This window comes from Nocardioides marinquilinus (assembly GCF_039543705.1).
GTDB lineage: Bacteria > Actinomycetota > Actinomycetes > Propionibacteriales > Nocardioidaceae > Nocardioides > Nocardioides marinquilinus.
Genome location: NZ_BAABKG010000005.1, coordinates 313,427 through 330,347 on the forward strand (window position 1 = coordinate 313,427; position 16,921 = coordinate 330,347).

Sequence of the window (16,921 nt, forward strand, 5' to 3'; positions counted from 1 at the left end):
GGACGACTCCCCGCCGTTGTCGTACCCGGAGGCAGTCGTGCCCACTCGCTACGTCACCCTCGCGACCGGACGCCGCATCCCCGACCCGCGCGGCACGCAGGCCTGGCGCCGGCTCGCGAAACGCGCGGCCCGCGAGGAGCCGGTGTGCTGGCTGCAGCTCGAGGGCTGCACGCGCGTCAGCACCACCGGTGACCACCTCGAGACCGTGGCCGACCACCCCGAGCTCGCGCTCGTCCGCGCCAACGTCCGCGGCGCCTGCGCCCCCTGCAACGAGAAGCGCGGCGGGCTCCCGCTCAGCGCGCTGCGCCACGCCGCCGCGGCCCGGCCGCCGGCCCTGTCGATCTTCGACTGACCGCGCGGCGCAGAAAATCCAGCGCACCGCGCTGAGCCCAGCGAGCAAGCAGAAAATCCAGCGCACCGCGCTGAGCCCAGCGAGCAAGCTGGCACCGTCCCTCTCTCTGCGCCGCGTCGCAGCCCGCTGCAACGCTAAGGAGGCCGACGATGCCGGTCGCCGGGCCCAGCCGCAGCGCCACGAGCGAGGCCACCTGCGAGGACTGCGGCCGCGCGTTCGAGGCGAAGCGGTCGACCGCCCGGTTCTGCTCGACGACGTGCCGGTCGCGCGCCGCCCGCGCCCGCAAGGCCGCGGCCGAGTCGACCGACGCGGACCAGGCCGCCGGCAAGGTCGAGCACGAGCTGGTCAAGGCGGTGCGCGCCGAGCTGGTCAAGGCCGGCGCCGACCAGAGCTTCTCCGGCCAGCTGGCACTGCAGCTCGCGCGGAAGATCGCCAACCCGGACGAGACCGGGGTGACGGCGCTGTCGAAGGAGCTCCGGACCGTGATGGCCGCGGCACTCGCCCACGTCGCCCCGCCGGCGCCCGGCCCGGACGGCGGCGCCGGTGGAGACGGGGCCGAGGACGACGAGGTCACCTCAGCCAGGAGGGCCCGTGAAGCCAAGCTCGCCGCTGCCGGCCAGGCGGCTGATCGAGCCTGACGTCTGGACCTGCCCGCATGGCAAGCGGGTCCGGCCCGAGGCCTTCGAGACCTTCGGCCCGGAGGTCGCCGATGTCTGCGCGAAGACCGGCTACGTGCCGGACCCGCAGCAGGAGCTGATCCTCGACCTGGCCTTCGCCTTCCGGCCCGACGGGTCGCCGGCCTCGTTCGAGATCTGCGTCATCTGCTGCCGCCAGAACCTCAAGACCGGCGTGCTGAAGATGATCGTGCTCGGCTGGCTCTACGTCCTCGACGTGCCGGAGATCGTGTGGTCTGCGCATGAGATGAGCACGACGCTCGACGCGCAGTCCGAGCTCGCCGACCTGATCCAGGGGTCGCCGGCGCTGTCGCGGCGCGTGTTGCCGCAGCGCAACCGCGGCGTCTACACCGACAACGGCAGCGAGCGGCTCGAGCTGCGCGACCCGCGCACCGGCCTCGAGCAGACGGTGATGTTCAAGGCCCGCACCAAGTCCGGCGGCCGTGGCCTGGCGCGGCCGAAGCTCATCCTCGACGAGTCGTTCGCGCTCACGCCGCGGATGCTCGGCTCGCTGATCCCGATCATGCTGGCGATGACGAACCCCCAGGTCGTCTACGCCTCGAGCCCCGGCATGGCCGACAGCGACGCGCTCGGCGAGATCCGCGAACGCGGCACCGCCGGGTCGACGCCGATGATGACCTACGTCGAGTGGCACTCCCCGCGTACGCCGTGCGAGGACCCCGACTGCCAGCACCCGAAGAACGGCGACCCGGCCTGCGCGCTGAACCGCGTCGAGCTGTGGGAGAAGGCCAACCCGACGCTGTCGACGGGCCGGATCACGCTGGAGAAGATCGCGAACACCCGCCAGGCGCTGCCGGCCGAGGAGTTCATGCGCGAGTGCCTCGGCTGGTGGGAGTCCGACGAGGAGGACGCCGGCGCGACCGCGGTCGACCTGCGGGCCTGGCGGCGGCTGGTCGACGAGCGGGTTCCGGCGTCGACGCGGGTCGCGGTGGTGCTCGACGTCGAGCCCGACAAGTCGGCCGGCTCGATCGGGGTCGCCGGCGACGGCCCTGCCGGCCGCACGCTGCTCGTGGTGCAGACCAAGCCCGGGCTGGCCTGGATGGTCCCGGCCGTCGAGCGGCTGCGTGAGCGTCTCGGCGATGGCGTGCTCGAGGTCGCGCTCCACCCGACCCGCACCGCGGGGCTCTCGACCCGGCTCACCGCCGCCGGCATCGACCACGTCACGCTGCCGTCGAAGGACTACACCGCCGGCTGCAGCGCGCTGCTCGACGGCCTCGACGAGGGCACGCTGGTGCACACCGACCAGGCCGAGATGACCGCCGCCGCGGCCTTCGCCCGCACCCGCTACGTCAACGAGGTCCCGACCTGGGACCGCCGTGACACCGACATCCACGTCGGCCCGATCGTCGCGCCCGCCACGGCGCTGCACCGCTTCGGTGCGCTGACCGCGGTCGCTGTCGTCCCCGCGGGGGTGCCGCGCAGCGAGGACGAAGCAGCCGTGCGCCGCGAGGCGATCGACATCGCCACCGTCCGGTGGTGACCCACCTGAAGCCGACACCTGCCGACCGTCTGAGGGGGGCGTGACCGAGTGACCGTGACCCAGGTGCCGCGCCGCGAGGTCGGCTACGCCAACCCCGGTGCCGACGGCTTCTGGGACACCATCGCCGGGGAGCAAGTCCCCGAGCTGCAGTGGCCGTTCTGCATCCCGATCTACCAGCGAATGCAGACCGACGCGCAGATCGCCTCCGTGCTCCAGGCGGTCATGGCGCCGATCCTCCGCACCGGCTGGGGGCTCGACGCCCGGCACTGCGACAACGAGGTCGCGGTCACGACGTCGTCCAGCCTCGGGCTGCGGCTGCGCGGAGACACCGAGCGCCGCGACTTCGCCGCACAGCTGCGCGGCCGCGACCGGTTCTCCTGGAACCAGCACCTCTACGAGGCCTGCGACTTCCTCGCCCAGGGCCACAGCGTGTTCAACCAGGTCGCACGCTGGGACGACGAGATCAGCAAGTGGCGTCTGCGGAAACTCGGCTGGCGACCCCCGGCGACGATCGCGAAGTGGAACATCGCCGACGACGGCGGGCTCATCTCGGTCGAGCAGCACCCCCGTGGCGCGAGCATCGGCGGCGTCGTCACCCCGGCTCTCACCGCGACCACGCGGACCACGAAGATCGACCGGCTCGTCGTCTACGCACACGGCCGCCGTGGCGCCAACTGGCGCGGCGTCTCGGTGCTCCGGGCCTGCTACAAGAACTGGTTGCTCAAGGACGACGGCAACCGGTCCTGGGCCATCGGCGTCGCCCGCAACTCGATGGGCCTGCCCGTGCACACCGCCAGCGACAAGGGCGGCCAAGCCGAGATCGACGCCGGTCTCACGATGGCTTCCCGCGCCCGCGCCGGCTCCAACGCCGGCCTCTCGCTCGCCAACGGAGCGACGTTCGACCTGCTCGGCGTCAAGGGCCAGCTGATCGACCCCGACAAGTTCGTCCGCTACCACGACGAGCAGATCGCTCGCGCCGTGCTCGCCCACTTCCTCAACCTCGGCACCCAGACCGGGTCCTGGGCCCTCGGCTCGACCTTCGCCGACTTCTTCACCCTCAGCCTGCAGGCCATCGCCGAGGAGATCCGCGACATCGCCACGGCGCACATCGTCGAGGACCTCGTCGACTGGAACTTCGGCCGCAACGTCCCCGCGCCCCGAGTCGTCTTCGACGAGATCGGCTCGCGCCGCGACGCGCAGCAAGCCCTCGACGACCTCCGCAAGCTCGCCGGGCTCGAGGACGACGAGGACATGGCCACCTTCATCCGCGAGAACGTCCCCGACGCCGCATGAGCACCGACTCGAGCAAGGAGGCCCGCGTGAAGGCAGGCACCGCACCCGCACCCGCCGTGCTGACCATCCCGAAGGTCAAGGCCAACGCCAAGACCCTCGACGGCAACCGCTCCCTCGTCGCGCTCGCTGCCGTCGACCCCGACGATGCCGGCCCCGACCCGCAGCCCGGCGCGAAGGTCGCCGAGATCTGGCTCTACGGCGTCGTTGGCGGCTGGTGGTTCGGCTTCAACGCCGAGTCGGTCGCCAAGGCGTTGCGCGACCTCGGCGACGTCGACGTGCTCTACGTCCGCATCCACTCCCCGGGCGGCTACGCGTCCGACGGCATCGCCATCGGCAACCTGCTGCGCAACCACCGCGCCAAGGTCGTCGTGGTCGTCGACGGCCTCGCCGCCTCCGCGGCCTCGGTCATCGCGATCGCCGGCGACGAGATCGTCATGTGCCCCGGCTCGCAGATGATGCTCCACGACGCCTCCACCTACGGCTACGGCAACGCCGCCGAGCTCCGCCGCCAGGCCGAGTGGATCGACGGCCAGAGCGCCAACTACGCCAGCGTCTACGCCTACAAGGCCGGCGGCACCGCTGACCAGTGGCGAGCCGTGATGCTCGCCAACGACGGCACCGGCACCTGGTACACCGCCGAGGGCGCGGTCACCGCCGGCCTGGCCGACGAGGTCGGCACCCGCACCGCCACCGGGAGCCCGCCGACCGCCCCCGAGGACGACTTCGACGACGAGGACGAGTGGGCCCACGCCGCCCACGACCTGCAGGTCCTCGAGCAGTGCGTCCATCCCGCCGCCCGCGCCGCGTGGCGCGGCGAGCGACCCAAGCCCCCGACCGCGTCCGCGGGCGGGAACACCCAACCCGAAGGAGCTGCCGTCGTGGACTTCAACGACACGCAGATCGCGGCCCTGCGCGAGCAGGTCGGTTTCCCCGCGGACGCGGACGCCGAGGCCATCGTCGCCGCCGTCACCGAGGCGCTCGAGGAGCGCGCCGAGCCCACGACCAGCACGGCCGTCCCGGCCGGCATGAAGCTGGTCTCGGCCACCGTCCTCGACGACGTCACCGCCAAGGCCGAGGCCGGCGCCAAGGCCGCGACCGAGCTGCAGAAGCTGCAGACCACCGCGTTCCTGGACCGTCACAAGACGAAGTTCCCCGCCACCAGCGAGGCGCGGGCGAAGTGGTCGGCCGACTTCCAGCGCGACCCCGAGGGCACCGAGGCCTACCTCGCCGCCGCGGCGCCGCTCGTGCCGACCGCCGAGCAGGGCCACGGCGGCAGCGGCGACGACGCCCCCACCCCGACCACCCTCGCCGAGATCCAGGCCGACGAGGGCTACCAGAGCTGGAAGGTGAGCTGACATGCCCGCGATCCCCATCCGCCGCAAGCACGGCGGCCGGTCCTACGCGGCCGCCGAGACCATCGTCGGCGGCCAGCTCGTCGAGGGCCGCGCCGCCTCCAAGGCCGGCGTCGCCGCCGCCGGGTCGGTCAAGGTCCTCGGCGTGGCGCGCAACGATGCCGTCGCGACCCTGGTCGTCGAGCCGGTCGGCGGGGTCCTCGACACCGCGCCGCTCGGCACCCGGGTCGGCGTCGAGAAGAACGTCGAGGTCCCCGTGAAGTACGCGGCCGCCGCGAACTTCGGGGACAAGCTGATCGCGGCCTCCGCTGGCCGCGTGACGCCCGCCGGGGCCACCCCGGACGCCCGCACCATCGTCGGCGAGTGCACCCAGCCCGGCGGCGTGACCGTCGTGGACTCGGTCGCCCTGGCCTGGATCTACTGAGGAGCACCCAGATGACCCAGCTCACCCTCGACGGCGGTCGCAAGATCACCGTCGACGACCTGCGCAAGAACCCCCTGTGGCTGCCGGCGCGGATCCTCTCGCTGCTCGACGGGCAGTTCATCGACGACGTCCTCCTGCGCTACGAGGGCGACGCCTCCACCGTCGCCTTCGAGGAGAGCTCCTCGGTGTTCCTCGACGGCGACGTCGACGAGCTCATCGAGTTCGACGAGATCCCCGTCCTCGGCACCCAGCGCGGCCTGCCCCGGCTCGCCGTCGGCACCAAGAAGGGCGCCGGCGTCCGGATCTCGGAGGACATGAAGCGCGAGAACAACCTGCGCGAGGTCAACCGCCAGGTCCTCGCGCTGGTCAACACCATGATCCGCGCCCGGTTCGTCGCCATGCGGCAGCTGCTGCTCAACCCGGCCATCCCCACCATCGCCGCCGGCGCCGCCTGGGACACCTCCAACGGCCGCCCCCGTCGTGACTTCGCCCGCGCCATGGAGGTCGTGAACTCCGCCGGCGACGTCGACGACGAGACCACCGAGGGCTACGAGGCCGACACCACCGTGCTGCCGACCTCGCTGACCCCGGTCCTCATCGACAACGAGGACTTCATCAAGGTCTACCGCGGCAACCTCGCCGGGGAGAACATCGCCTACAAGGGCAAGCTCCCCTCCGACGTCCTCGGGATGCTCGGCCTCACCGCCCGGTTCTGGCCCAAGGACCGGGTCCTGGTCACCCAGCGCAAGACCCTCGGGTTCTACACGGACCCGCGGCCGCTCGAGGTCACCCCGCTCTACCCCGAGGGCAACGGCCCCAACGGCGGCCCGACCGAGTCGCACCGCACCGACGCGACCATGAAGCGCGCCATGGGCATCGACCAGCCCAAGGCCGCCTGCTGGATCACCGGGGTGGTGACCCCGTGAGCGAGCTCAACGAGGTCAAGGCCGGCAAGTACCAGCTGGTCGCCCTGTCCTGGGACCACATCACCTCCAAGCCGGGCGAGCCGCTGGACTTCACCCGCTACCGCCGCGGCGACGTCGTCGAGCTCAACGTCGAGGACGCCAAGCGCCTCGTCGCGGCCGGCGCCGTCGTCGCCCCGGGCGCGCTCGAGCGGTCCGCGCTCGAGCACGCCAAGGCCGTGGCCGAGCAGGCACAGCGGGCCTACGAGGCCGCGCTCGCGGGCATGCCCGAGGACGTCCGTGCCGAGGTCGCCCCCGGCACCGTCCCCCACGTCCCCGACGTCGACCCCGCCGGCAGCGCCGGTCAGGGCGGCCAGGGCGGCGGGGACGAGCGGCCCGTCAGCGACAAGATCGAGGACGTCCTGCGCTGGGTCGGTGACGACCAGGACCGCGCCCGGATGGCCCTCGACGGGGAGCGCAGCACCAAGGGCGAGAAGGCGCGCGAGCGCCTGACCGCCGCGCTCGAGAAGCTCCTGGCCCGCCAGGCCTGACCTGCCGCCATGCCCGACACCCCCGCCCCGCTGTTCACCGCGGCCGAACTGACGACGTGGATCGGCCACGACGTCGACGAGGACACGGCCTCGCTGCGGGAGCGGGTGGTGTGGGGCTGGTTGCAGCCCATCCTCGGCGTCGAGGACCGGCCCACGCCGGTCACCGAGCAGCTGTTCTCGTGGGCGATCGAGCTCGGAGCGATCGCCCACGAGAACCCCTCGGGCAAGGCCAGCAGCTCCTACGAGGGCGTGACCGAGACCTTCAACGAACGGCGCGAGGAGATCCTGGCCGAGGTCCGCGCCAGCGTGAACCCGGCCGGGAGCGTTGCCGCGCTCCCCGCCGGGTCGTTCCCGCCGGCGTCGGAGTACCCCGACCCCGCTGTCAGCACCTGGTCCGGCCTGAGCTGGCGCTCGTGGTGAGTGCCTACCGGCTGCAGCGCGAGGCCATCAAGGCCGCGCTCAAGGCCGATGAGCTGGCGACCTACACGAAGATGCCGAAGTCCGTCGCCTCACCGTGCGCGTTCGTCGGGCCCGGCAGCCCGTACATCACCGGCACCGGCGCGAACTTCGGCTGCGAGATCGTGCGCCACGTCGTCACCGTGGTGGCCGGCACCGCCGACGGCGATTCCCGCGAGGACGAGCTCGACGACCTGATCGCCCGTGTGCTGCCCGTGCTCGAGGCGCTGCGCGCCCAGGGGTTTGTCATCGGCGACGTCCGCGGGCCCGGGGTCATCGGGATCAACGGCAAGCCGTACCTCGCCGCGCCGATCGACGTGCTCATCGAGCACGCGCACGGCCGCGACGACTGACCCCCCGCCTCACCCACACCGGCCACCCCGCCCGGCTCGAGTCGAGTCCGGCCGGGCGGGGTGCACCACCTCCTGCGCCGCGCACCGCGCGCGGTCGACTCGACGACCCCTGGAGGACTCGACCATGACCCAGCACGACGTCACTGCCTACGCCACCCTGGCCGACGCCGTCCGCGAGCACGCCGCCGGCCACGCCCGCACCGTCCGCTACACCGACGAGCAGTGGACCGCGATCAAGGCGCTCCACGACGCCTTCGGGCTCGACGTCACCGAGTGCAGCGCCATCGCGTTCCTCGCCGGTCAGCCGCTGCTCGCCGTCCGGGTCGACGACGTCCGACCGGCCTTGACCACGAAGCGCACCTGGCACGTCCTCGAAGCCTGGGACGACGTCCCCGAGCCCGAGCTGCAGATGCCCGACCTGCCCGACGGCATCCGCGCCCTGATCGACCAGACCACCAACCACAGCACCGCCAGCAGCACCGACCCCGAGAAGGAGTGACCGTGTCGACCGACACCACCGAGGCGAAGCCCTCGACCCAGAAGGCCGCGCTCGAGGCGGTCAGCAGCAAGACCCTGAAGTGCCCCGTCGGCACGCCCCTGATCTTCACGGTCAAGGGCAGCAAGAAGCCGACGGCCGAGTCCTCCGACGGGCTCACGCTCCTCGTCGCCCCCAGCTCGGTCAGCGGCGAGTTCCGCTGCTCGTGGGTGCCCGTCGAGCCCGGCGAGCACACCGTCTCCGTCAGCACCGGCGAGGACGACGACACCCCCGTGGTCTTCAAGATCACCGCGACCCCGCTGGAGGGCTGAGCACCATGGCCGCACTCGGAACCTACTCGCTGAAGCTCTCGCTCGCGGGCACCGACAAGACCGCCGAGATCTCCAACTGCCGCCTGGTCGTCGGCGACGCCGACGCCGACTTCGTGTCCTTCGCCGACGCGAACGCCGGCGGCGCGAAGGAGTGGCGCCTGCAGGGCACCGCCACCCAGGACCTCTCGACCGGCTCGATCTGGTCTTCGGTCTTCACCAGCCCCGGCACCACCTCGGCCGCCGTGCTTCGCCCCAACGGCGGCACCACCGCCTCGGCCACCCAGCCGACCTTCACCGGCAACGTCACCCTGTCGCTGCCGGACGGCGACTTCCTCGGCGGCGAGGCCAACGCGTCGCGGACGGCGAAGTTCACCTGGGACTTCGACTTCCCGTTCTCCGCCGCCCCGGTGATGGCCACCAGCTGACCCGGCCGGCCTGAGCACCAGGACTCGACGATGGGCAAGCCGCTCGACCTCACGGTCGACGACGACGGTCTCCGGCGCGCGCTCTCCGCGTTCGCCGGAGACCTCGACGCCCTCGACGAGACCTGGGAGGGCATCGCCCGGCAGATGGAGGCCGGCGTGCGCCCGCGCATCCCGGTGCTGTCCGGCGCGCTCGCCGGCACCCTTGCGACCCGCTCTACGGGCAGCTCCGCCGAGCTGTCCGTGGGCGGGTCGCTTCCGTACGCCCGCGTCATCGACAACGGCTGGCGGGCCCACAACATCGAGCCCGCCTACTTCTCCCGCCCCGCCGTCGAGCTGCTCACCGAAGACGCAGCCGCCGACCTCGAGCGCGGCATCCAGCAGGCCGCCGACCGCCGCGGCCTCGACTGACCCACCCCCCGCAACCCGCACACCGCACACCCACCCCGAGAGGACTCGACACCATGAGCAGACTCAGCGAGCTGAACGCCTACGAGGTCGCGCAGGCCGAGAGGGCCGCCGGCATGAGCTACGACAGCCTCTTCGACGACGACGCCCCGAAGGTCGGTCTGATGGGCGCCCTGGCGTGGCAGTTCGAGCGCCGCACGCAGCCGGCGCTCGAGTACGACGACTACCTCCGCACCGTGAAGACGGGCGAAATCCGCCGCTTCCTGCTCGAGGACGACGCCGAGCCGGAGCCCGAGCCCGAGCCCGAACCGGTTACCGAGGCCGCCACGTTTCCCGCCGGAGACCAGGTGGTGGTGGACGGAGCCGGAACGGTCCTGGCGCCCGCCACCGGGGACGACGTCGTGGTGGCCCCCACGGTCGACGCTGCTGACGGCGCAGGCGGAGCGGAAGGCGAACGTCTGCCTGGCGCTGAGGGTCCCGCCGTCTGAGTACGACGCGCTGACCGGCTACGAGCTGGCGGCGTTCAAGCACGACCGAGCAGTCCAGGAAGCCAACCGAGGGAGGTGACCCCGCATGCCTGATCCCGAAATCACCATCCGCGGGAACGCCGACCTCGGCCCGGTCAGCGTCGGCCTCCGGCAGGTGGTCGCCGGCGCCGGGAAGATGGCCGCCGGCGTCGGCGCCGCGGCCGCGGCCGCCACGGCGGCGCTGACGAAGGAGTTCGGCGAGCAGGAGAAGCTCACCGACCGGCTCGCCGCCGCCCTCGGCTCCAACGCGAAGGAGCAGGGCCGCCTAGGCAAGCTCGCCGGCTCGCTGTACGCCGACGCCTACGGCGAAGAGATGGGCGACGTCGTCTCGGCGATCGACGCCGTGCGCTCCTCGTTCCGCGAACTCGGCACCGGGGCCGAGCTGAAGAAGGTCACCGAGCAGGCCCTCAACTTCGCCGGCATCTTCGAGATCGACGTGCCCCGCGCGGTGTCGGTCGCGCAGACCGTGGTGAAGGCCGGGCTGGCCAAAGACGCCACCGAGGCGCTCGACCTGCTCACCGCCTCGGCGCAGAAGGTCCCCGCGGCGCTGCGCGAGAACATCCTCGACGCCGCCGACGAGTACGGGCAGTTCTTCAGCTCGATCGGCTACGACGGTGAGCAGGCGTTCTCCGCCCTCGTGCGCGGCGCCAAGCAGGGCGAGTTCGGCATCGACAAGATCGGTGACGCCGTCAAGGAGTTCACAGTCCTCTCGACGGACATGTCGACCGGCTCGACCGCGGCGTACAAGACGATCGGCGTCGACGCACAGAAGGCCGCCGACGACGTCCTGGCCGGCGGGAAGCGGGCCCGTGGCGCGACCGATCGCATCCTCGAGGGGCTGCTCAAGCTCCCGCCCGGCGCCGAGCAGGCCAACGCGGCGATCGCGTTGTTCGGCACCCCGCTCGAGGACCTCAACGTCACGAAGATCCCCGACTTCCTCCGTGCGCTCCAGGACGGGCAGAAGGGCCTCGGGAAGTTCGAGGGCGCCATCGACCGCGCCGGCGACACCCTCAACGACAACGCCTCGTCCCGGCTGACCTCCTTCAAGCGCGAGATCCAGCAGACCTTCGTCAACGTCGTCGGCGGCAAGGTCCTCCCGATCGTCGACGAGCTGGTCGAGCAGCTCCGCCAGGACTACCGCAGCGGCGGACTCGAAGGCGCCATCGGCGGCCTGGCCGACCAGCTCGAGCGCGCCACCGGCGTCGACATCGGCCCGCTCCTCGACGACGCCGAGGACGGCCTCGACTCGGTGGTCCGGATCGCGGAGAAGCTCGGCCCGGCGTTCCTCGACGCCGCCGACGGGCTCTCCCCGCTGCTCTCACCGCTCGGTCTGGCCGTCGACGGCCTCGAGCTGCTCGCCGACATCGTTGAGGCCATCCCGGACGACGTCGCGTCCCTCGCCTTCCAGGCGGGGGTCTTCCTGGCCGTGCTGCCACGTCTCCGTGGCGCGGTCGTCGGGGTCAGCGGCGCGATGGCCACCGCGCGCGTCAACGCCACCGGTTACTGGCAGGCCCTGCGCTACGGGTCGCAGCACAGCCAGAACGCCGCGCTGGCCATGGGCAAGCTCAAGGCCGCCGCCGGCACCGCCGCCGGAGTGGGCGGCCTGCTCGCGCTGTCGAGTGGCCTCGGCGAGACCGACACCGCCGCCGGCAAGCTGCAGACCAGCCTCGGCGCCGCCGGCCTCGGCTTCGCCCTCGGCGGCCTCCCGGGCCTCATCGTCGGCGGCGTGGTCGGCGCACTCATCTCCTTCAAGGACGAGATCGGCAACGTCGTCGACGACATCCCCATCCTCGGCGACGCGTTCGACCGGGTCGGCGACGCCTTCGGCGCGATCAAGAACGAGATCGACCCCACCCTCAGGCTGACCGAGGAGTTCAAGAACGTCGTCGAGGCCGCCACCCCCTCGGTAGGTGCCTACGCCGACTCCCTCGATCAGGTCTCCGGGGCCACTACCCGGGCCACCCGCAGCGCGATCCTCCTACAGGCGCAGGAGAAGGGCGTGCTCACCGAGTCGGCCCGGCTCGGGATCAGCACCCGAGACCTCGTCGGCGCCGTGCTCGGCCAGGAGGGCGCCGTCAAGCGGGTCACCGCCGCCTACGGCAACGCCGTCACCGTCTCGGGGCGCTTCGGCAACGTCGACGGCAAGATCATCGAGCTCACCGGCCAAGGGACGCGGCAGTTCGCCGAGAAGCGCCGCAAGCTCGAGGAGCTCGGCTTCCAGCTCATCGACACCTCCCGCGAAGAGGCGAAGGCGGCCGGCTCCGTGCGCGCGTTCCTCGGAGCGCAGCAGAAGTCCATCCGCGCCGACGGCGAGAAGGTCCGCGAGCAGCAGCGCGTGAACCAGGAGATCGGCAAGCTGCGCGGTCTGATCTCGAAGAAGCTGGTGCAGAAGTACGACAGCGAGGGCCTGCCGGTCACCGAGCGCGGCCTCGCCCGCCTGGTCAGCCAGCAGAAGGAGTTCCAGAAGCGGAAGACGCTCAAGGCGCTCATCGCGGCCTCCGGCGTCGACACCACCGTGAAGAGCCTGCGGCGCATCGTCGACGGGCTCGACGAGGTCGACAAGAAGCCGGCCAAGCTGACCGAGTTCAAGTCGACGTTCGAGCGGCACATCGGCGACTTCCGCCAGGAGGCTGAGCGGGGTGGTCGCGACGTCGCTGCCCGGCTCACGGACGGCAGCCGCCGCGCGAAGTTCGACGGCGGCCCGCTGAACTCGTCGCTTCGCTCCGGCACGGGCGCGGCACGTGGGATCGCGTACAGCGGCGGCGTCGGTGTCGGCGACCAGCTCGAGGCCGGCATCATCAGCGGCTTCGCGACGGCGCAGTACCGGCTCTCGTCGCAGGCCGCGGCCGCCGTCCGTGGCGCGATCGCCTCGGCCAGGAACGCCGGCAAGATCCAGTCGCCGTCGAAGGAGACCGAGTACCTCGGCCGCATGCTCGGCGAGGGCTTCGGCGTCGGCCTCGACAAGTCCACGCCGGGCGTCTCGGCGAAGGCCAGCGGGCTGGTCTCGCAGATCACCAAGGCACTCGGCGGCGTCACCGGCGGCAGCGAGGGCATCAGCGGGGCGATCGAGAAGCTCGGCAACCTCATCGAGTCGACCTACGAGGCCCGGGAGCGGGCCGCCGAGCGGACCGCGGCCGCCGAGCTCAAGGCCGAGAAGGCCCGGCTGCGCGAGCGGCTCAAGGGCGAGAAGCTCGAGAAGGCGCTTCGCGCGGCTGAGAACGAGTCCGAGCGTGCACTGCGCAAGCGGACCAAGGCGATCCGCGAGGCCGGCGCCGCCGCCGCGGCCACGCTGCGGGAGGAGTCGCGGCTGCTCAAGGCGAACGGCAAGCAGCAGGACGCCAACGCCGCCAAGCTCGCGCGCGCCACCGACCAGCTGAAGCAGGCCCGCGACGAGTACAAGTCCTACGCCGCGGCCATCAAGGAGTCGTTCGTCTCCTACGGCAGTGTCATCGGGTTGGGGCAGCTCGAGGACGGCTCGGTGTCGATCGGCTCGCTGCTCGACCAGCTCGAGGACCGGGCCGAGCGGGCGAAGCGGTTCGCCGCACTGATCGCCTCCTTCAGGGACAAGCAGGGCCCCAAGCTCTCCGAGACCGCGATCCAGCAGCTCCTCGACCAGGGCCCCGAGGCTGCCCTGGCCACCGCCGAGGCGATCGCCGCCGGCGGCGCGTCTGCGATCAACGACATCAACGCGCTGCAGGCGCAGATCGCGGCGGCCGGCGGCGGGCTCGGCCAGACGATGGCCAAGGAGTTCAAGCAGGCCGGCATCCAGGCCGCGGCTGGGCTCGTGGCCGGGCTCGAGCGCGAGCAGCGACGCCTGGACCGGGTTGCGATCCGCATCGGCGACCGGCTCGCCCAGGCGATCCGCAAGGCGCTGGGGATCAAGTCGCCGTCGCGGGTCTTCCGCAGCGTCGGCGAGCAGACGATGGCCGGTCTCGCGATCGGACTCGACGACACCCGCGTACAGAAGATCATGCGCAAGACCGCGGCCGACATGACCGCCCCGTTCGGCCGCAACGACTTCGCCCCCCGCCTCGGCTACGGCGCCAGCGGGGCGGGCGTGGGGACGCTCACCGTCATCGTGCGCCCCGACGCCGCCGCGATCGCTGGGCTGCGGGCCGGCAAGGAGTTCTCGGTGCAGGTCGATGCTGCCCACCTGGTCGGCGTTCGCAAGCTCGCGATCGGAGGCGCCTGATGGCCACGCGGCAGGAGTTCACCACCACCGACGTGCTGCGGCTGCGAGCGCTGCAGCCGTGGCCCGGGATGCCGAATCTCATCACCAACCCCTCCGGCGCCGGCGGACGGTCGGGGTGGGGCCTGAACAGCGGCTACCAGATCACCGTGGTGCCGCAGGGGTTCCGGCTGCTCCGCGGCGGCGCGACGCCGGCCACCTACGGCCCGATCAAGCTCGCCCCGGGCGTCGACACCCGCGTTCGCGCGCAGATCCGGCGCACCGGCTCCTCGACCGCCGGCGCGGCGCTGAAGTTCACGCTGCGGTTCCGGCGCACGAACGGGACCTCGGTCACCTCGGCCGACTCGAGCACCACCACCGCGGCGAACGGGGTCGCGACGCTCGCGGTCGACGCGCCTGCCGACGCCGTCAGCGTGAGCATCGCGGTCGCCACCGCGGGCGTCACGCTCGGCCAGGCGCTCGTCATCCGCGACCTGGTCCTCATCGCCGGCGCGGCAGGCGAGGTGAACGCCTCGACGCTGACAGCGGAGCGGACCGTGGTCGACGTCCTCGCGCCGAGCCACGACCTGACCATCGAGCGCGACGAGCTGCAGCTCAGCACGCTCTCCGGCACCGTCCTCGCCGCGAGCCTCGACCCCGCGGCCAACACCACGCTGCGCAAGGGCACCCCGATCGACGCGCAGGTCCTCGTCGCCGGGGCGTGGGAGTCCATCTTCCGCGGCACGGTGCAGACCGCGCGCACCACCTACGACCTGTTGGCCAGGAACGTCGCCGACGAGAAGCGCACCCGCATCGCGTTCACCGCCGTCGACAACCTCACGACCCTCGCCACCACCTCGCGCCCGGACGGCGTCGCCACCATCGCGCAGCTGCCCGCGGTGCTGGCCGGCACCGGCGTGCCCTGGAACTGCAACGGGTCCACCGACGCGCTCGACCCCGACGTGCCGGTCACCTACGTCTCGAAGGTCGAGCAGGCCACCGCCGTCGATCAGGTCGCGATCACCCGCGACAGCGTCCTCGGGTACGCCTGGGTCGACCGTAAGGGCGTCCTGCAGGCCTGGGACCGCGACCTCATCAGCAACGCGGTCGTCGACGTGCTCTCCGAGGACGTCTACGCCAGCAACGGCATCGACCTCGACTTCGACCCCGCGCGCCTCATCAACGCCGTCACGATCAAGCGCCTCACCGTCGGCACCGACGGGAACACCGAAGAGGTGCCCTACGGGCCGTACAACGACCTGGCCAGCCAGCGCCGGTGGAACGACATCCGGCCGGCCGAGTTCACCGTCCACGGGCTCAGCGACGCGCAGATCGCGGACTACGCCGCCGAGATCCTCGCCGCGAACTCCACGCCGGGCGTGAAGGTCAACAGCATCACGCTGACCCTGGCCACCACGGCCCAGCTCGGGGCGCACGTGCTGCGCGACCTCTACGACCTGGTCACCATCGTCAACACCCGTGCCGGGATCGACGAGGACGCACGCGTCGTCTCGGTCACCCACCGGATCACCCCGACGAAGTGGCAGCTCGTGCTCGGGTTCGCCGCCGACGGCAGCGTCGCCCCGCCGCAGGTCACCCCGTCCCCGACGCCGCGGCCGCCGTCGACCGAGGGCATCGGCGACGTGAAGCCGTTCTACGGCACCATCGCGCAGGCCGAGGCGAACAACCCCGGGTGGATCGTGATGAACGGCGCGGCCTACGACACCACCCGCTTCCCGAAGCTATTGGCGCACCTGCAGACCCTCGTCGCAGCCGGGCTGCACACCGACGCCACCATCCGGCCGAACATGACCGACCGCTTCCCGATCGGCGCCGGCATCAAGGCGGTCGGCTCCGCGGGCGGGTCGGTGAACACCGGGCCCCCGTCGACCACCTCGCGCATGACGACCGCCAGCGGCACCCCCGACAACGTTGGCGGTGCTGGCCACACCCACGACGCCGTGCCGCCGTGGCGCGCGCTCTACTTCCTGATTCGAGCCGCCTGATGAGCCACGACGCGCCCGCCCCCGGCAGCACGATGACCTCCCGTGCGCGCGCCTACCTCGCGCTGACCGTGGTCGGACACGCCGCGATCGGCTCGTCCGCGATCGTGCTCGCCGACCGCTTCACCGGCCCCGCCTACTCGGTGGCCCGGGCGATCATGCCCATCCCCGTGTGGGGTCTGCTGTTCCTCATCGGCTCGGCGTTCCTGCTGCACGCCGCGATCAGCCGCAGCGAGGACCGGGCCCGCGTGGGGATGGTGGTCTCGGTCGTTCTCGAGGCGGTACTGGCCACCGCGTTCGCCTGCTCGTTCGCCGAGGGCGGCGCGACCACGCCGGTCGGCACGATCGCGTTCCTGGTGCTGATGGGCAAGGACCTCCTGATGTGCGGGCAACCGCTCGTCACCCCGTTCGAGCGACTCGCCGAGGAGTACGACCACCCGAAGGGCCGGTGACGTGTGGACCTCGACGGCATCGCGGCCGTCATCGTCGCGGTCGCTGGTCTGCTCGCCGCCGCCGGCGCGCTCATCCAGAACCGCCGCGGACGCGCCGACCAGAACCGACAGCAGCAGGTCACCGACGCCGCGCTCTCCGACAAGCAGCGCCTCGACGAGACCCAGCAGGCCCTCGACGCCACCGAGCGTCGAGCCGAACGGGCCGAGGCCGGCGAGGTCCGCTGGCGCGACCGCACCGACGAGGTCGAGGCCGAGCTCGACGCCCTCCGTGTCCGC

The 16,921-nt window shown here is 72.1% G+C and carries 18 protein-coding genes; all 18 read left to right on the plus strand.

The annotated features are described in order from the left end of the window. Window positions 1–37 precede the first annotated feature (37 nt). The 18 genes from ABEA04_RS19385 (at window position 38) to ABEA04_RS19470 (ending at window position 16,645) form a co-directional block, all read left to right on the plus strand. Window positions 38–352, plus strand: coding sequence for a hypothetical protein (locus tag ABEA04_RS19385; protein WP_345462638.1), 315 nt, complete (start codon window positions 38–40; stop codon window positions 350–352). 149 nt (window positions 353–501) lie between these two features. Next, window positions 502–990: a hypothetical protein gene (locus ABEA04_RS19390; protein WP_345462641.1), complete on the plus strand. Its 489-nt coding sequence runs from the start codon at window positions 502–504 to the stop codon at window positions 988–990. Continuing rightward, window positions 944–2,527 carry a hypothetical protein gene (locus tag ABEA04_RS19395; protein WP_345462644.1) on the plus strand — a complete coding sequence of 528 codons (1,584 nt, stop codon included), beginning with the start codon at window positions 944–946 and terminating at the stop codon, window positions 2,525–2,527. The genes ABEA04_RS19390 and ABEA04_RS19395 overlap by 47 nt, the downstream gene beginning before the upstream one ends. Window positions 2,528–2,575: 48 nt before the next feature. Next, window positions 2,576–3,820: a phage portal protein family protein gene (locus tag ABEA04_RS19400; protein ID WP_345462646.1), complete on the plus strand. Its 1,245-nt coding sequence runs from the start codon at window positions 2,576–2,578 to the stop codon at window positions 3,818–3,820. After that, the gene (locus ABEA04_RS19405) at window positions 3,817–5,175 is read left to right on the plus strand and encodes a head maturation protease, ClpP-related (protein ID WP_345462648.1); all 1,359 of its coding nucleotides are present in this window, start codon (window positions 3,817–3,819) and stop codon (window positions 5,173–5,175) included. The genes ABEA04_RS19400 and ABEA04_RS19405 overlap by 4 nt, the downstream gene beginning before the upstream one ends. Before the next feature lies 1 nt (window position 5,176). Further along, on the plus strand, window positions 5,177–5,596 hold the full coding sequence (locus ABEA04_RS19410; RefSeq protein WP_345462651.1) for a hypothetical protein: 420 nt from the start codon (window positions 5,177–5,179) through the stop codon (window positions 5,594–5,596). Window positions 5,597–5,607: 11 nt separating this feature from the next. Next, complete coding sequence (locus ABEA04_RS19415) at window positions 5,608–6,522, plus strand: hypothetical protein (protein WP_345462654.1); 915 nt, start codon at window positions 5,608–5,610, stop codon at window positions 6,520–6,522. Beyond that, entirely contained in the window at window positions 6,519–7,049 is a 531-nt protein-coding gene (locus tag ABEA04_RS19420; RefSeq protein WP_345462658.1) for a hypothetical protein, read from the plus strand. The genes ABEA04_RS19415 and ABEA04_RS19420 overlap by 4 nt, the downstream gene beginning before the upstream one ends. Window positions 7,050–7,058: 9 nt before the next feature. Then, entirely contained in the window at window positions 7,059–7,469 is a 411-nt protein-coding gene (locus ABEA04_RS19425) for a hypothetical protein (protein ID WP_345462661.1), read from the plus strand. Beyond that, entirely contained in the window at window positions 7,463–7,858 is a 396-nt protein-coding gene (locus ABEA04_RS19430) for a hypothetical protein (protein ID WP_345462664.1), read from the plus strand. The genes ABEA04_RS19425 and ABEA04_RS19430 overlap by 7 nt, the downstream gene beginning before the upstream one ends. Window positions 7,859–7,982: 124 nt before the next feature. Beyond that, window positions 7,983–8,357 (plus strand): hypothetical protein, encoded by a 375-nt coding sequence (locus tag ABEA04_RS19435; RefSeq protein WP_345462667.1) that lies wholly within the window; start codon window positions 7,983–7,985, stop codon window positions 8,355–8,357. A 2-nt stretch (window positions 8,358–8,359) separates the two neighbouring features. Next, window positions 8,360–8,665, plus strand: coding sequence for a hypothetical protein (locus tag ABEA04_RS19440; protein ID WP_345462670.1), 306 nt, complete (start codon window positions 8,360–8,362; stop codon window positions 8,663–8,665). Window positions 8,666–8,670: 5 nt separating this feature from the next. Beyond that, window positions 8,671–9,090 (plus strand): hypothetical protein, encoded by a 420-nt coding sequence (locus ABEA04_RS19445; RefSeq protein WP_345462673.1) that lies wholly within the window; start codon window positions 8,671–8,673, stop codon window positions 9,088–9,090. A 30-nt stretch (window positions 9,091–9,120) separates the two neighbouring features. After that, window positions 9,121–9,498, plus strand: a complete 378-nt coding sequence (locus tag ABEA04_RS19450; RefSeq protein WP_345462676.1) for a hypothetical protein — start codon at window positions 9,121–9,123, stop codon at window positions 9,496–9,498. Window positions 9,499–9,551: 53 nt separating this feature from the next. After that, window positions 9,552–9,983 (plus strand): hypothetical protein, encoded by a 432-nt coding sequence (locus ABEA04_RS19455; protein WP_345462679.1) that lies wholly within the window; start codon window positions 9,552–9,554, stop codon window positions 9,981–9,983. An 85-nt stretch (window positions 9,984–10,068) separates the two neighbouring features. After that, window positions 10,069–14,214 (plus strand): phage tail tape measure protein, encoded by a 4,146-nt coding sequence (locus ABEA04_RS19460; RefSeq protein WP_345462682.1) that lies wholly within the window; start codon window positions 10,069–10,071, stop codon window positions 14,212–14,214. Further along, entirely contained in the window at window positions 14,214–16,196 is a 1,983-nt protein-coding gene (locus tag ABEA04_RS19465) for a hypothetical protein (protein ID WP_345462685.1), read from the plus strand. The genes ABEA04_RS19460 and ABEA04_RS19465 overlap by 1 nt, the downstream gene beginning before the upstream one ends. Beyond that, window positions 16,196–16,645: a hypothetical protein gene (locus tag ABEA04_RS19470; protein WP_345462688.1), complete on the plus strand. Its 450-nt coding sequence runs from the start codon at window positions 16,196–16,198 to the stop codon at window positions 16,643–16,645. The genes ABEA04_RS19465 and ABEA04_RS19470 overlap by 1 nt, the downstream gene beginning before the upstream one ends. Window positions 16,646–16,921 lie beyond the last annotated feature (276 nt).

Bases quoted from the DNA above. Each gene is read 5' to 3' on its own strand.
- ABEA04_RS19470 (WP_345462688.1), top strand. From the start codon at position 16,196: ATGAGCCACGACGCGCCCGCCCCCGGCAGCACGATGACCTCCCGTGCG.
- ABEA04_RS19425 (WP_345462661.1), top strand. From the start codon at position 7,059: ATGCCCGACACCCCCGCCCCGCTGTTCACCGCGGCCGAACTGACGACG.
- ABEA04_RS19465 (WP_345462685.1), top strand. From the start codon at position 14,214: ATGGCCACGCGGCAGGAGTTCACCACCACCGACGTGCTGCGGCTGCGA.
- ABEA04_RS19415 (WP_345462654.1), top strand. From the start codon at position 5,608: ATGACCCAGCTCACCCTCGACGGCGGTCGCAAGATCACCGTCGACGAC.
- ABEA04_RS19455 (WP_345462679.1), top strand. From the start codon at position 9,552: ATGAGCAGACTCAGCGAGCTGAACGCCTACGAGGTCGCGCAGGCCGAG.
- ABEA04_RS19405 (WP_345462648.1), top strand. From the start codon at position 3,817: ATGAGCACCGACTCGAGCAAGGAGGCCCGCGTGAAGGCAGGCACCGCA.
- ABEA04_RS19410 (WP_345462651.1), top strand. From the start codon at position 5,177: ATGCCCGCGATCCCCATCCGCCGCAAGCACGGCGGCCGGTCCTACGCG.
- ABEA04_RS19445 (WP_345462673.1), top strand. From the start codon at position 8,671: ATGGCCGCACTCGGAACCTACTCGCTGAAGCTCTCGCTCGCGGGCACC.
- ABEA04_RS19390 (WP_345462641.1), top strand. From the start codon at position 502: ATGCCGGTCGCCGGGCCCAGCCGCAGCGCCACGAGCGAGGCCACCTGC.
- ABEA04_RS19460 (WP_345462682.1), top strand. From the start codon at position 10,069: ATGCCTGATCCCGAAATCACCATCCGCGGGAACGCCGACCTCGGCCCG.
- ABEA04_RS19435 (WP_345462667.1), top strand. From the start codon at position 7,983: ATGACCCAGCACGACGTCACTGCCTACGCCACCCTGGCCGACGCCGTC.
- ABEA04_RS19450 (WP_345462676.1), top strand. From the start codon at position 9,121: ATGGGCAAGCCGCTCGACCTCACGGTCGACGACGACGGTCTCCGGCGC.